This window comes from Wolbachia endosymbiont of Tuta absoluta (assembly GCF_059414725.1).
The window spans coordinates 1-14,641 of record NZ_JBNRJY010000436.1; the positions used below are offsets into that span (position 1 = coordinate 1).

The window sequence follows — 14,641 nt, forward strand, 5'->3', positions numbered from 1 at the left end:
AGATGACGTTTTTAGGGTTTCTAACTGAAAATAATTTTCATCCCGCATTGTCATTGGCTGGTTTGAAGGATCGATCCTACAGGCGAAATGCATGAAATATGTGCAAAAAATATGCCAACTGCAAAACGCATTAATGTATTGACATCGAAAGAAATGCTTTTGTATTCTGTTAGCTAGTGTATTTATTCTTTCTAAAATTTACTAGGTTACATTCATGGATCATCGAATACAATTTCAAGAATTTGTAAGAAATTGCTACCCAGATTTGCATTGCCATAGCAATTAAGAAATAGATCGATCCATATTTTATTTGCCATTGAGAGTAATTGAATATTGTTATTGCATTTCAAATGGCACATTATTTATGTTTCAGAAATACGACGTAAAAGCAATAAACCAATAACATGTTGAGAAATATTGTATCCGTTTATGTTCAAAGACGAATAATATGCAATATGTAATTGAAAGTGCGGAGTATAATTTAGCAGCACTTCGAGCAAAATATATATGCAAGATGTATAAATATAAGATGTGCAAATATTTTAAAGGGTGAACCAGGCCATACAAAATCTTCCAGTCATTTTGTATGGGAAATCAACTTATTTAATATTCCGACCTCAGTTCTTTGGTGAAAGTTGTTCAGATTCATGGGATGATCGATCTGATATCTCAGCAATTGCCTTTGCTGTAGTCTTTGGTATTAGGACTTGTGAAATTTTTACTGATATTGACGGAATATATACAGCAGACCCAAAAATTGTTCCAAGGGCACGCAAGCTTAAATCTATCTCTTACAATGAAATATTGGAGATGTCGTCATCTGGTGCTAAAATATTGCATAATCGTTCAGTACAACTTGCAATGAAGCATAATATTAAGGTGCAAGTGTTATCCACTTTTGAGGAAGTAGAAGGCACTACAGTACTACACGAAAAAGATGTACTGGAAAGATACTTAATTACTGGAATAACTTATAGCACTCACGAAGCTCTTGTAACTTTTACTAACTTTGCAAATACTCTGGATACTTTAAGAGATATAGCAGGAGCAAACGTTAAAGTTGACATGATACATGGGTCAAGCTTTTTGATTTCTAAATTTGATGTTGATTTAATGACAAAGTTATTGAACAAAAATGAAAATTATGTCGTAAACAATAATATAGCTAAAATTTCAATAATTGGTATTGGTGTTATGTCTAACACTGAAGTGATGTATCGCACACTCAAGGTTTTAAGCGAAAAAAAGATAGAAATACTTGCTGTCACAATGTCCGAAATCAAGATCAGTATAGTTGTTCAAAAAAAACACGCTGAGGCTTTAATTAGAGATTTACATACCGAATATGAGCTTGATGTATGACAGCACGCTTGAAATTTATTTACTTGATAATTCAAAAAACTTGAAAGAGCAAAGATAGTTATTGAAATTATCTTGATTTACATCGGTTATCCAAGTTTGACATTGAATGCTTAACACCTCCTCCATTAACACCTTTCTGTAATCTTTATCCAGATGCGACATTATATCGTCAAGCAGAAGAAGAGGTGCTTTATTGTAATGAATACACCTTGCTTTTACACTAGATAAGATGATAGAAAGCAGTAATAGCTTTTGCTCTCCAGTAGAACAAAGATTTATTGGCATGTCCCCTTTTTGGCAAAAAACCCAAAAATTATCATTATGTACAGAAAAGGTTACTCTACCAGTTAATGAGTCTTTTTCTCTGTTTTCCTTTAGACGATTCTGAAAATATTCTGCAGTATCGTTCAAAGTTAGCTGACTGCTAAATTTCAAACTTGCCTTTGGAAAAAACTCACAAGAATGGTTATCAATTGTGTCTTGTAATATCTTTAAAACAGATGATCGCATACGTAAAATATCAATTGCATTGGTAGCCATGACGTTTTCAAGACTAGAGAGCCAACTTTCGTCCAAAATATTCTCTCTAAGCAATTTACTTCGCTCATGCTTAGCTTTTCTATATTTCATGTAGCAATAGGTGTAATTTTCTTCAAATAGTGAAACTATACGGTCTAAAAATTTTAACCTGTCACTTGGAGAATTAAGAAGAATATAGTCCATTTGTGGAATTAGCCATATTACATTAGATATTCTATACAAAGATGAGTAGCTTGACTGCGTTTTCCCATCAATTTGTATTAATTTCTTATTAAGATTCTTTCCTATACCAATTGAGTTAAGCTCTGCTCCATTGAAAAAATCATAATACACTACCCAACTTTCATTACTGCGCCTATTTTGCATCTCATTGATTTTTGCTTTTTTCATTCCGTTGCTTTTAGCAAGCAATGAGATTGCTTCAAGTATATTAGTTTTTCCAATACCATTTTTGCCAGTTACTACAACTGGTCTATCATCTAAATCCAGTTCAAAGTTTGAATGACTACGAAAGTTATATAATTTCAGTTTTTTTATATAGCAATGGGTAGTCATTCTTTAATTTATATTCTCCTTACTTCTTCTAGAACCTCATCAACATGTCCACTAACTTTTACGTTTTTCCAGATCTTCACTACTTTACCTTTTTTATCTATTAAAAAAGTAGTGCGCTCTATTCCCATATACTTTTTGCCAAACATACTTTTCTCTACCCAAACACCATACTTTTCCAACATTTCAGCATTTTCATCAGAAACTAAAGAAAATGGCAGAGAATATTTTGCTTTGAAGTTAGCGTGGCACTTAACGCTATCTTTTGATACACCAATTATCACTGTGTCAAAAGAAGAGAAATTTTCTATATTGTCTCTAAAGCCTTTTGCCTCCATTGTGCAGCCCGGAGTATCGTCTTTAGGATAAAAATAAAGAACTACATTTTTTTTATCAAAAAATTCACTCAGTGATAAAATCTCACCAGAATCTGTTGGCAAGCTAAAATCAGGTGCATTATTTCTTATTGTTAATTCCATACTTTGCTCCATTATTAACACTTTTATGGTACTATATTATATTGTAATAGGAAGGGAGGATAAATGAAAGTAGCTTTTCAGATGGATGAAAGTATAAATTTTGAAGCTGATACTACATTTTCATTAATAAAAGAAGCGCAAAGAAGAAGGTACGAAATTTTTGTTTATGTACCTAATAATTTAGCACTCAAGTTAAATCAGCCAATTGCCCTTGCTCAGAAAGTCAGCGTTGATGATTGTAGCTTCATTTCAAAAGAGGATGTAGTAATCAACCTAAATGAAATGGATATCATATTTATCAGACAGAATCCACCATTTGATATGCGGTACATTACAACAACCTATATCTTAGAAAAGACTACTGCGTTAGTAATAAATAATCCAACAGAAATAAGAAACTGTCCTGAAAAATTAATTACTTCACTATTTCTAGAGCTAATTCCTCCAACTTTGATCACTGAAAATATATCGATGATTAGAAATTTTTGTCACGACTATCAAGATATCATCTTGAAACCACTATATAGCTATGGAGGAAATGACGTAATAAGAATACAAGACCAAAATAGCATTCAAGTGGTAGTCGATCTCATGATTGCAAAATATGAATGTCCTGTAATTGCACAAGCATTTTGTAAAAAGATAAATACAGATAAAAGAATACTGCTACTGGATGGAAAGCCAATAGGAGTAATGAAGCGAGTTCCAAAGTCTAGCGGAGAAATCAGAACAAATATGAGGCTTGGAGCAAGTTTTGAATCTATTGAAATGAATGATAGAGACACTGAAATATGTAATAAAATCGGTCCTGAGCTAAAGAAAAGAGGGCTAATATTTGTTGGTATTGATATTATAGATGACTTCCTTCTTGAAATTAACACAACTTCGCCTACGGGAGTAGTTTATATCAATAAGTTGTATAGTAAATCACTAGAAAAAGAACTATGGGATGCATTTGAAGAAAAAGCAATTCGTCAACTAAGTTCTTGAGCTATTGCCTTAATAAATTCAGTAACTCCATTCCTTATTCTTGTTTTCTTAGTATTATTAGCCATATCACGCAATTTTTGACAATTTTGCAATAAATCAACTAGCAACTCTCCTAGATTCTTTTTCGCGTTACTATTTTGCTCAACTATTACAGCTGCTCCCGAATCTTCAATATGTTTTGCATTATAAAATTGATGGTTATCTTTTGAGTGAGGATAAGGAATATATACAGCAGGACGCTCAGCAAGAGTAATCTCTGCTATTGAAGTTGCCCCCGCTCTGCTAATTACCAAATGAGCATTGGCCAGCTTATTTTCCATATCATCGAAAAACTCACTTAACTCACAATCAATTCCTTCACTTTTGTATAGACTCTTGACCTTGTTTATATTTTTCTTCGTACATTGCTGCGTTACTCTAATCCTCTCTTTTACTTCAACAGGTAGATCACAAATTACGCTGCTCACTACATCATCAAAAAAATTTGCACCCTGACTGCCTGCTATTATTAACACGTTTAAAACTGTTTCAGCTCTAGAATAGCCTTGTGCTTCTATATCGACAAAATTTCCTGTAAAAACGCATTTACTACCTTCTGCATACTTAGTCTCTGGAAAGCTAGTTGCAATTAATTTTGCACTCTTGAAAAAGAATCTATTTACTCTCCCTAAAACTGTGTTTTGTTCATGTAAAACTATAGGTATAGAAAGAATCTTTGCTGCAAGAAGAGTTGGAAAAGAAGCGTAGCTACCAAAACCAATGATTAGCTTTGGTTTTAATTTTCTCGTTTGATACAGTGCTAATACACAACTATACATTAACAAAAAGAGAAACTTCAATTTGTTGCCACTTGGCTTGCACAATGGTAAAATATAACTTTCTATATTGATGGTTTTTTGATCAGTGAATAATATACAATTGTGCCCTTGTACCTTTAGTGCTTTTGCTAAGGTTATAGCTGGAAAAACATGCCCACCTGTACCGCCTGTTGCTAGAATAATAGTCATCTGTAAGTAGTAATTTGATAATAGATTGTTAATTATTTTTTAATACTTTGCATGTAAAATTTTATCAAGCTTTATGATAGTTGAGTTAAAAATGCCTAAAAGTAGTGACAGTAAAAAAGAATCTAACGTAAAAAATAAGCCTCAAGAGCAAAGCAGAAGCGGAGGTTTATTAAAAAACATAATAAAAGCTCTTTTTAACTCAGTTGTTGATCTACCTCAGCAAGAACAACTCAATAAAAATATTGATAGACAACAAGGTTTAGACAGTAAAAGAAAAAGCCCAGAGGATCTTAATCAGGAAAAAAAGCTTGAAGTGAAAGAAGCAGCTGAAGGGTTAAAAGAAAAGTTAGAAAAATCTGATATTGGTAATCAATCTATTAGAATTGAATCGCCTAATCAGGATACTTGTAGCTCCAAAACGATAGAACGTTAGTTCAACTATTCAGCGATTCACCATCTGCAGCAAGTACTGACTCATGTATCATCTCTGAAATGGTTGGATGAGGAAAAATCGTAGATTTTATGTCGAAGTCTGTTCCTTCTAGTTGCTTTGCAAGAGCAAAATTGCTAATTAACTCTGTTACTTCCGCACCTATCATGTGGCTACCCAGAAGTTCGCCTGTTTTTTTGTCTATAATTGTTTTCACTAAACCTTCAGTTTCACTTAGTGCAATAGATTTACCATTAAAGTTGGAGTGAAATTTTCCTACTTTTATATCGTATCCACTTTTTATTGCCTGTTCCTCAGTAAGGCCAACGCTTGCTACTTGCGGATGAGAGTAAGTGCAATTTGGTATGCACTCTTTTTTTAACTTATGAGCATTTTTACCGGCAATTTTCTCAACACAGATTACAGCTTCATGACTTGCTTTATGCGCTAAACATGGGGGACCAGCTACATCACCTATTGCATACACACTTGATTCACTTGTTTCATACCACTCATTCGTTTCAATGAAACCAGAAGGACTCAACTTAATTTTTGTATTTTCTAAACCTATATTTTCAGTGTTTGCTTGCACGCCAACTGCAACAATCACCCTATCAAATTCTTTGCTCTCACCACTACTTAGTAACACTTGAGCAAAGTCTTTATTTTTAGTCAAAGCTTTTACGCTACTGTTTGTATATATTTTTATCCTTTGTTTTGTGAATATTTCTTGTGCTAAATTTGAAATATCTTTATCTTCCAGCGGCAAAATAGTGTCTTTTACTTCTATAATTGTTACATCAACTCCCAAAGTACTATAAAAACTTGCAAACTCTATTCCTATCGCACCAGAACCTATGATTAGTAGAGATTTTGGTAACTTCTTTGGAGTCATAGCGTGCTGCGCATTCCATATTAAATCTCCATCTACTTCGATTCCAGGAAGATTTCTTGCCCTTACACCTGTTGCTAAAATGATATGCTTGGAAGAAATTTCCTCCTCCTTTTTGTCATTAAGAATTTTTATAGTACGATTACCTGCAAGTTTACCGAAGCCTTGATGGACTTTGATGTTATTTTTTTTCATCAAATACTCAACACCACTTGATAGCTTATCAACAACGTTCCTTGAATATTTCACTATTGATTGTATATCAAAACTTGTATCCTTTACTTTTATGCCAAATTCTTCTGATCTTCTTATTAATCTATAAACTTCAGACGCTCTAAGTAGCGATTTTGTTGGTATACATCCCCAATTTAAGCATATACCACCCAAATTTTCCTCCTTTTCAACAATTGCAGTTTTAAACCCAAGCTGCGCCGCCCTAATTGCTGCTATATAACCACCAGGACCGCTGCCTATAACTGTAATATCATACTCATTCATCAGTTTTTTTCGTGTGCAAAAGACTATATATAACAGATGGAACCCGTATGATCAATGCTCAGGTGTATAGAAGCGACTTGACAAACCTTCCCACGTTCCTTATCATATCAATAAGAGTATTTATCCTTGTTTTTAATCTCTGCAGATTTAACAACAAAATTCAGTAAAAAACTCAGATATTTATTGGCAAATTACAAAAAATTATAGCGGCTGCATGTCTTTTTTTATTTTTTCTACATTCAGCCAAAACGCGCTTTAAATAAGCGTTAGCACATTATTACAACGCCAATTTACATTATTATAGGGTCAAAACTCACTACTGGGGGATTCTTTTGCCTTTTTTCTATTTGGTAAATTTCTTAATATTTGTAGCTAAAATTTCAGGATGTCATTCCAGCACTTCTTATTACCTGTTCTGGATCCCAGTATCTGGGCACTGGGATGACAAAAACATAAGATGACACCGAAGGGGCTACTCGCATCTTTTTAGCCCAAATCACAATGTTCGTACAGCTGTGACTAGTATGACACCTTCCTTATACAAAAAATTTTTTGATAAAAAAACTGGATTTCAATACTGAGATTACATCCTTTCTAGTGGAGATTGCTCTCAAATCACAATGTTCATACAAATATACTTTATGAATTGCGTTTATAATCTCTAAACACTTCATTAATAGTGTGCCAAGCTTCGACAGCGTTCGTGTTTGTGGTAATATCAGCAAGAGCCTTCCATAAAGCCCAGGCACGGCCACGAGTCCAAGTGCTAGCATCCAACGGAAGCATTGCACGGAAGATTTTTCGGCTTTCTCCTCTAAGCAGCGTCCAAGCAATCATTAGATCGCAAGCGGGATCGCCGATCCCCAATCCTCCAAAATCAATGACGGCACTCAATTTTCCTTCTTGCACCAATAGGTTGCCAGCGCTAACGTCACCATGGACCCACACTGGCAAACCTTTCCAAGCGCTTGCTAGCGCTGCTTCCCAGAGCTCGATTGCAGCATTGGCATCTATTCTATCTTTTAGAACGGCAATTGCTTGCTTTGTCTCAGCATTATAGGTTGTTAGTACCCCTCCACGATAGAAATTATGTGGTCCGGGAAGAGGCCCATCTGTAGTATCTATGCGTTGTAAAGCAGCGAGAAATTGAGCAAGGCTGGTTGCAAAGTTATTCAGATCTGCTATGTGCACAGATGCAGCGGTGTTGCCATCAATCCATTGGTAAATAGACCATTGCCATAGGTAACCCTCACACGACTCTCCCATTGCCAAAGGCTTTGGAATTGAAAGTGGCAGTAAAGGTGCCAACCTGGGTAACCACTTTTGTTCCTTTTCCACCTGCATTGCATACTTTGCAGCGCTTGGCATACGCACAAGCATGTGATCACCCAGACGAAATGTTCTATTGTCCCATCCACCGGGCACGATTTGGCAGATAGACAGATCTTTAAATTGCGGAAACTGGGTGACAACTAAGCGGTGTACAAATGCAGCATCTACTCTTGCTACTTTTTGCACCAATTGTGCCTTAAATTTCTTTCTTTACAATATATCCTACCTGATACAAACAGGGCTACTATAAGATAAATAAGATTCCATGTTGCTAATGAAACACCAAAAATATAATGAGGCCTGTCACAAGACGGAGAGTAATTGGGGTTTAATAGATTATTTCTCAACTCTTCTATGCTAACGTTACCACTTGCTTGCTCTGTACAGCCTAAAACATCATGAAATAAGTGGAGTTCAAGACCTACATGATAAAAAGATATTATTGCACCAATGAGATAGCTGCAAAACATCGCATAGATTAGGATTTTGTTGTCTTTGAACATGTACGCAACTGCAAGTAGCCCTGTAACATAGTAAACTACTCGCTCGTATATGCATAACTTGCATGGTAGCATATTGAAGAAATACTCTAGCACATATGCAAAAATCAGAGCAGCGGCACTTGACAGCAAAAAGATTGTAGAACTGTTATTTATATCTGACATAATTAACGAATTACCACAACAACCGAAAAAGTCAACTTTTGTTTAATAATGTTCTATATAATTATAAAGCGACACATATCACTCTATAACTTTTTTATCTAGCCTCTATGTATGTATTCACAGCTAGATACTGATTTAGTTTGCATACTAGTTACAACCCTAGTATCACTATCTATTTTTGCAATTTCTTCTTTGGTATACAATTCATCCTTGTTTTTCGTCCAGCTATTGTCATATTGAGTATCAACTTCTCCTCCATTGGTTTTAAACCCAAATGTTTCTTGCATAAGCAATCTTGCTTCTTCCAAACGTCTGTTGTAACGTTTGTTAGAATCTTGATAGCTAGATATAAGAAGAAGAACGTCATTAGAAAGAGTGAAATATACTATCTCTTCCATAATTTTGTAAATCTCATGTTCTGATAACTTAAACAAAGGATAATCTTTTTGAAACTTATTCTTTACTTCATTGTAAATTTCCATAATTTTTACTCTACCATCATAGCTTAGAGCAATGATAGCATTTTCAATACTTGCTATACCATCATAGTCATAACCTTTTCTGTCATTTTCAGCAACCAAAAAGCCATGCACAGCCTGAATCTCACCAACTTTCTTATCTTCTTTAGGTAAGATATCAAAATCAAAATAGATCATAGGAGATTTCAATACCAACAACATAAATATACGCATACTGTCTATCTCAACACCAAAATTTTACTTTCTGGAATAGAGTATAGATCTTTGAAATATTGAGATACAGTGTATAAAGGACATTTAGATAGTTCTGTTTTCTTATCTGTTTGTAAGTGAAAGCTAAATTCATACTCTCCTAAATCCAGCTCATTAAAGTCTATAAGCTCTATGTTTTTGTTTGGGTTAAACTCTCTGTTTGATATTTTATTCTCCAACTCTTTACGTTGCGTAGGAGTAAAACCAGATCCATTTATTACTAATTTCACTACACGCGTATCTTCCCTTTTTGCCCAATTGCTCAATCTTTCCAAATATTTTTCTGGAATCGGGTATCCATATCTTTTTGGAAGCTACTGAAATACTAAAGGTGTATCAACCGTGAAAGTATGTGGAGATCCAGGCCTTAAATCTTGTCCTTTATAATTCATAGCAAAAGTACTAAACAAGTTAATACTTTACTATATAATATTAATTTATCAACTACTTATTTAAGTAATATTATTTACTTATTAATAATATTACTAAGATAAAAAAGTATATTATTAGTAAAACAAGATTATCTACTTTACATAGGGGTTTTTATTCTTTTTCAAAAGCAATCTAACTGGTACACCTTCAACAAAGAAGTTTTTTCTAAGACCATTAGTCAAATAACGTTTATAACTCTCATCAACACTTTCCGGGACGTTGCATACCAAAGAAAAAGCTGGAGGTTTGGTGCCAATTTGAGCAATATACTTCATTTTAATCTCTCTACCTTTTATAAGTGGGTGAGAATGTTTTTCCACAGCATCTATTAGCCAATTATTCAGTTTTGCAGTGCTGATCTTCTTGTTTAAGGATTCACTCACTTCAAGACACTTATCTATCACATCACCACAGCGCATACCTTTCAATGCAGAAATTGTTACAGTTGGCACTTCCAAAAATAACCGAGTCACTTCCTGTTGTTTGACAAATTTTATTAACTTACTTCTGTCATCCTTACCTATTAAATCCCACTTATTTAAAACAATGATAATTCCCTTCCCCCCTTTAATTGCAGCTTCAGCAATTGATAAATCCTGCTGCTCAATGCCAAGCAAGGAATCTAACATTAAAATCACTACATGAGAGCGCTTTATTGACTCTATACTTTTTTCAACAAATCTTGATTCTAAGTTATCAACAACATTTGCCTTTCTGCGGATTCCCGCAGTGTCGATGAGAGTGATTAATTTCCCATTATGGTCGTATGAAATATCCACAGAGTCACGCGTGGTACCGGGTTCTGAGCTTACTATTAGTCTATTTTCTGCAAGTAAACTGTTTAAAAAAGTTGATTTTCCAACGTTTGGGCGACCGATGATTGCAATCCTCAGTCTAATGGACTCACTTTCAGGCAGCTCAGTGCCTTCGCTAAGACCTTCAATCACACCAGCTAATGCATCATAAAGATCAACCATGCCAAGATTATGTTCGGCTGAGATGTATACCGGACCTATGAAATTGAAAAACTGCAAATAATCAACATTTTCCGATTTATGACTTTCACATTTGTTTGCTATTAGTATTACAGGTTTATTTGTTTTTCTCTTCAGCCACTTTGCAAACTCTTTGTTCTGCTCGTTTTGCACTTTTGCATCAACAAGAAAGAAAACTACATCTGCACTCGACAAAGAAAACTCTATTTGTTCAATAACTTGTAGTGAAAAACTGGTTTGGTCATTCCATCCTCCTGTATCTATAACTTTAAACTCTAAATCACTAATTCTTCCAATTCCTTCACGCCTATCTCTCGTTACTCCTGGAATGTCACTAACTACCGCTGCTTTTCTTCCCACCAGCCTATTAAATAGAGTTGACTTGCCTGCATTTGGAAGGCCTATTATGACTATTTTCAGCATAGTTTAAGAGCGTATTTTATAAATAGTAAATTATAATCAAAATTTTTTAATTTAACTATTAACTTGATAGATTATATACCTATCCTAAAATTAGGATATTTTATCTTAAGTTTATTATGTAGAATTGGAGGCGCTATGCATAATGCAAATGAAACTTTAATAATGAATTGCGGTCAAGTTGCTCAATTAACTCCTCAAATTTATAAATTAGGGACACCTTATAACAAAAGGACACGTATATATAACTATATAACTTTAGCTAAAGCATTGGAGAATCTCAATGATCCATCCCGGTCACATGAAAATAAGGAGCTTTTTTTGAGTGACAATGATGAAGAAACTAAGAAATTTCTGAGTGTAATTCGAAAAGGAATTGCTGAATATACAGGTAATGATTCTATAGATGTGAGGTTGAGAGGAAAAGAAGATAAATCATTTACTGCATGGGTATCGTTAAAAGAAGGCAGAGGTGAGTTAAAATTTGATAACTCATTTCCTGGTAAAGCCTTAAAGGATAGTAATCCAAAAATTGGAGCTTTTACATTGGTATCTCCAGAAGATAAAAGGTTGGTGCGTGTTTCACAAAGTGATGATGGTGTAAGGCTTTATCAAATACTAAATGAGTCTTGTATAATTAAATTTAACTGGAAAGTGGGTGATAGAGATTGCAGTATTGCTTTAAATATTAGTGGAAATGGTAACGTATTTTGTACTGATTTAAGTGATAATATAAGTCCTGAGGACTTCGAGGAAAACAAAGCTGTAAAAATAAAAATTGGCTATTATGAGAATAAGAAGATGGATAAATATAATGACATGACTCTAGCAAAATTGGTCTCATTGGCTTCAAACTTACAAGGAATTGAAAGAGAAGTTATAACAATTAATCCATCAACAGGTGTAACAAGTGCAAGTGCACAGAATGTTAGTGAGTCTCAGCATTCTCAAAATATTAAATAGAAATTGCTAGCGCATTAATTATCGTACACATACACCGTTGCATGCAGTAACGGTGTATGTGTATAATCAATAGGATTTGTAAGCTCAATAAAGTTTACAACCAATTTGAAAGTTATTTTACTACATGCAAGACTCTGAAATACTAGAAACTCTAAAGATCAAAACATTAGAAGCCGAAAAAGGAGGAGGTCCTGATAGAGTTAACAAGCAACATGAAAAAGGAAAGCTAACCGCTAGAGAAAGGCTGAGTATATTGCTCGATGAAAATTCATTTCAAGAGTATGATAAGTTTGTGAAGCATCACGCAACTGATTTTGGCATGCAAAATGCTGATTTTTTAGGTGATGGAGTTGTAATTGGCCATGGTACTATTCATGGCAGAAAAGTTTTTGTTTATTCTCAGGATTTCACTGTCTTTGGTGGATCACTTGGTGCATCACATGCAAAAAAAATATGCAAAATTATGGATATGGCAATTAATGCCAGGATTCCAATTATCGGACTAAACGACTCTGGTGGAGCTAGAATTCAAGAGGGAGTAAATTCCCTTGCTGGTTACGGAGAAATTTTTCAAAGGAATGTAAATGCATCAGGCGTTATACCACAAATCTCTCTAATCATGGGCCCATGTGCTGGCGGTGCAGTTTACTCTCCAGCGCTAACCGATTTTATTTTCATGGTAAAAAATAGCTCATACATGTTTATAACCGGACCAGATGTAGTGAAAAAAGTTACCTATGAAGATGTAAGCCACGAAGATCTTGGTGGAGCAAAAATTCATACAAGCAAAACAGGAGTAGCAGATTTTGCGTTCAATAACGATGTTGAAATGCTGCTGAGAATCCGTGAATTCCTTACCTTTTTACCAGTAAATAATCAAGAGTCAACGAAATCTGTACCAATCTGCAACTTAATTGATGATGTTGATGAATCTTTGAACACTCTAGTTCCTAGTAATCCTAATACTCCTTATGATATGTATGAACTTATTGAAAAGGTGTGTGATGAAAGGAAATTTTTTGCACTAAAACCCGATTTTGCCCGTAACATCATAATTGGCTTTGGCAGAATTGGAGGAAATACTATTGGTGTTGTTGCAAATCAACCTATGCACCTTGCAGGATGCTTGGATATTGACTCTTCAAGAAAAGCTGCGAGGTTTGTAAGATTTTGTGACGCATTTAACATTCCCATCATCACACTTATTGATGTTCCAGGTTTCCTGCCAGGTACAAATCAAGAATACAATAATATAATACAACACGGAGCGAAACTGCTTTACGCTTATGCTGAAGCGACCGTGCCGAAAATTAGCTTGATCACCAGGAAGGCATACGGTGGTGCATACATTGTCATGAATTCGAAACATCTAAAAGGTGATATAAATTATGCTTGGCCAACCGCTGAAATAGCTGTAATGGGACCTGAAAGTGCAGTTGAAATTATATTTAGGCATGAAAAAGACCAGCAAACGTTAATCAAAGAATATAAAGAGAAATTTGCTAATCCATTTTTTGCTGCATCACATGGATACATTGATGACATTATAGTGCCAAGTAAAACAAGGCATCACTTTCACAAAGCATTAGAGCTACTTAAAAACAAGAAAGTAGAAAGAATATGGAAGAAGCATGATAATCTTCCTTTGTAACTTTACTCTCAGTCTTTATTGTAAGGTCTACAGTGCCGTTACACCAAGTTGGATTACCAATAACGCTAACTTTTGGGTTCCTTTTTTCTATAATATATTCTTATAGCTAAAAAATTACTTCCGCATATTCTAAATCTGATTATAATGACAATTAGAGATACTTTTAGAGCTCAAAAATTTATCTTTGTCTGCAGACTTTTTTTTATTAAACAATCAAACTCATAAAAAAATGTAGCGTATCCTCTTCAGCGTATGTGGGTGCATACACACATACTTAATTTCTGTCGTATGTGCATTGCATTTTTTTCTAATCTTTTTTTTCAAAGGAGGATTTTATGTCCAGAATTCCAGATATTTGACGTTTACTTTAGCTAATAAAAACCAACTGGTACCTGCGGTTTTTATAGCCTCAAAATTTCAATCAAAATTCAACTATCATTCAAAGAAACTTATAGTTATTCTTAGTGTTATTACTGTAGTAACAGCGCTATGATGATAAGAATATACAATCCTTTGTAACTTTCTTCTCAGTCTTTATTATAAGGTGTTCAATAATATGGGAAGAGTAAAGTTTTAAAGAGATAATTAAAATTATCCTTATCACCTACTTAGCAATAAATTATATTTGCTTAATCGTAATTACTTACACTTCTTCAATGTCCTGTTTTATTTATGGCAAACATTAAGCTTAAAAATGTACAC

Annotated in this window: 13 protein-coding genes and 1 pseudogene; 5 read left to right on the plus strand and 9 right to left on the minus strand. The window is 34.3% G+C overall.

From position 1 onward, the window contains the following. Positions 1-660 precede the first annotated feature (660 nt). Positions 661-1,362: pseudogene (locus ACJ5GX_RS04685) on the plus strand (amino acid kinase family protein); the annotation flags it as partial. Positions 1,363-1,377: 15 nt separating this feature from the next. Here the strand turns inward: ACJ5GX_RS04685 and recF are convergent. Beyond that, positions 1,378-2,457: a DNA replication/repair protein RecF gene (gene recF, locus ACJ5GX_RS04690; RefSeq protein WP_007302298.1), complete on the minus strand. Its 1,080-nt coding sequence runs from the start codon at positions 2,455-2,457 to the stop codon at positions 1,378-1,380. Between the two features lie 8 nt (positions 2,458-2,465). Next, positions 2,466-2,933 carry a thioredoxin-dependent thiol peroxidase gene (gene bcp, locus ACJ5GX_RS04695; RefSeq protein WP_052264884.1) on the minus strand — a complete coding sequence of 156 codons (468 nt, stop codon included), beginning with the start codon at positions 2,931-2,933 and terminating at the stop codon, positions 2,466-2,468. A gap of 63 nt (positions 2,934-2,996) precedes the next feature. On the opposite strand from bcp, the gene gshB reads away from it, so the two are divergent. Next, the gene (gshB, locus tag ACJ5GX_RS04700; RefSeq protein ID WP_052264879.1) at positions 2,997-3,923 is read left to right on the plus strand and encodes a glutathione synthase; all 927 of its coding nucleotides are present in this window, start codon (positions 2,997-2,999) and stop codon (positions 3,921-3,923) included. On the opposite strand, the gene ACJ5GX_RS04705 is transcribed toward gshB, so the two are convergent. Continuing rightward, positions 3,908-4,930 (minus strand): UDP-N-acetylglucosamine--N-acetylmuramyl-(pentapeptide) pyrophosphoryl-undecaprenol N-acetylglucosamine transferase, encoded by a 1,023-nt coding sequence (locus ACJ5GX_RS04705; RefSeq protein WP_052264878.1) that lies wholly within the window; start codon positions 4,928-4,930, stop codon positions 3,908-3,910. The genes gshB and ACJ5GX_RS04705 overlap by 16 nt on opposite strands. A gap of 73 nt (positions 4,931-5,003) precedes the next feature. On the opposite strand from ACJ5GX_RS04705, the gene ACJ5GX_RS04710 reads away from it, so the two are divergent. After that, positions 5,004-5,363, plus strand: coding sequence for a hypothetical protein (locus ACJ5GX_RS04710; protein WP_052264877.1), 360 nt, complete (start codon positions 5,004-5,006; stop codon positions 5,361-5,363). Position 5,364: 1 nt separating this feature from the next. Here the strand turns inward: ACJ5GX_RS04710 and lpdA are convergent, their stop codons facing one another. The 6 genes from lpdA to der form a co-directional block, all read right to left on the minus strand. Beyond that, the gene (lpdA, locus tag ACJ5GX_RS04715) at positions 5,365-6,750 is read right to left on the minus strand and encodes a dihydrolipoyl dehydrogenase (RefSeq protein ID WP_052264876.1); all 1,386 of its coding nucleotides are present in this window, start codon (positions 6,748-6,750) and stop codon (positions 5,365-5,367) included. Between the two features lie 639 nt (positions 6,751-7,389). Further along, positions 7,390-8,268: an aminoglycoside phosphotransferase family protein gene (locus ACJ5GX_RS04720; RefSeq protein ID WP_052264875.1), complete on the minus strand. Its 879-nt coding sequence runs from the start codon at positions 8,266-8,268 to the stop codon at positions 7,390-7,392. After that, a complete protein-coding gene (locus ACJ5GX_RS04725; protein WP_012481943.1) occupies positions 8,256-8,747 on the minus strand; it encodes a disulfide bond formation protein B in 492 nt (163 codons plus the stop codon). Before ACJ5GX_RS04725 ends, ACJ5GX_RS04720 begins: the two co-directional genes overlap by 13 nt. Before the next feature lie 98 nt (positions 8,748-8,845). Further along, positions 8,846-9,403 (minus strand): hypothetical protein, encoded by a 558-nt coding sequence (locus tag ACJ5GX_RS04730; RefSeq protein WP_230440386.1) that lies wholly within the window; start codon positions 9,401-9,403, stop codon positions 8,846-8,848. Positions 9,404-9,444: 41 nt separating this feature from the next. Further along, positions 9,445-9,744 (minus strand): hypothetical protein, encoded by a 300-nt coding sequence (locus tag ACJ5GX_RS04735; RefSeq protein ID WP_007302289.1) that lies wholly within the window; start codon positions 9,742-9,744, stop codon positions 9,445-9,447. A gap of 258 nt (positions 9,745-10,002) precedes the next feature. Then, positions 10,003-11,328 (minus strand): ribosome biogenesis GTPase Der, encoded by a 1,326-nt coding sequence (gene der, locus ACJ5GX_RS04740; protein ID WP_007302288.1) that lies wholly within the window; start codon positions 11,326-11,328, stop codon positions 10,003-10,005. Positions 11,329-11,463: 135 nt separating this feature from the next. Here der and ACJ5GX_RS04745 point away from each other — a divergent pair, with 135 nt between their 5' ends. Beyond that, positions 11,464-12,288, plus strand: coding sequence for a hypothetical protein (locus ACJ5GX_RS04745; protein ID WP_052264874.1), 825 nt, complete (start codon positions 11,464-11,466; stop codon positions 12,286-12,288). 124 nt (positions 12,289-12,412) lie between these two features. Further along, positions 12,413-13,939, plus strand: a complete 1,527-nt coding sequence (locus ACJ5GX_RS04750; protein ID WP_007302285.1) for an acyl-CoA carboxylase subunit beta — start codon at positions 12,413-12,415, stop codon at positions 13,937-13,939. Positions 13,940-14,641: the final 702 nt, after the last annotated feature.

Bases quoted from the DNA above. Each gene is read 5' to 3' on its own strand.
- ACJ5GX_RS04705 (WP_052264878.1), bottom strand. From the start codon at position 4,930: ATGACTATTATTCTAGCAACAGGCGGTACAGGTGGGCATGTTTTTCCA.
- ACJ5GX_RS04750 (WP_007302285.1), top strand. From the start codon at position 12,413: ATGCAAGACTCTGAAATACTAGAAACTCTAAAGATCAAAACATTAGAA.
- ACJ5GX_RS04745 (WP_052264874.1), top strand. From the start codon at position 11,464: ATGCATAATGCAAATGAAACTTTAATAATGAATTGCGGTCAAGTTGCT.
- gshB (WP_052264879.1), top strand. From the start codon at position 2,997: ATGAAAGTAGCTTTTCAGATGGATGAAAGTATAAATTTTGAAGCTGAT.
- ACJ5GX_RS04730 (WP_230440386.1), bottom strand. From the start codon at position 9,403: ATGATCTATTTTGATTTTGATATCTTACCTAAAGAAGATAAGAAAGTT.
- recF (WP_007302298.1), bottom strand. From the start codon at position 2,457: ATGACTACCCATTGCTATATAAAAAAACTGAAATTATATAACTTTCGT.
- ACJ5GX_RS04710 (WP_052264877.1), top strand. From the start codon at position 5,004: ATGATAGTTGAGTTAAAAATGCCTAAAAGTAGTGACAGTAAAAAAGAA.
- ACJ5GX_RS04725 (WP_012481943.1), bottom strand. From the start codon at position 8,747: ATGTCAGATATAAATAACAGTTCTACAATCTTTTTGCTGTCAAGTGCC.
- bcp (WP_052264884.1), bottom strand. From the start codon at position 2,933: ATGGAATTAACAATAAGAAATAATGCACCTGATTTTAGCTTGCCAACA.
- der (WP_007302288.1), bottom strand. From the start codon at position 11,328: ATGCTGAAAATAGTCATAATAGGCCTTCCAAATGCAGGCAAGTCAACT.
- lpdA (WP_052264876.1), bottom strand. From the start codon at position 6,750: ATGAATGAGTATGATATTACAGTTATAGGCAGCGGTCCTGGTGGTTAT.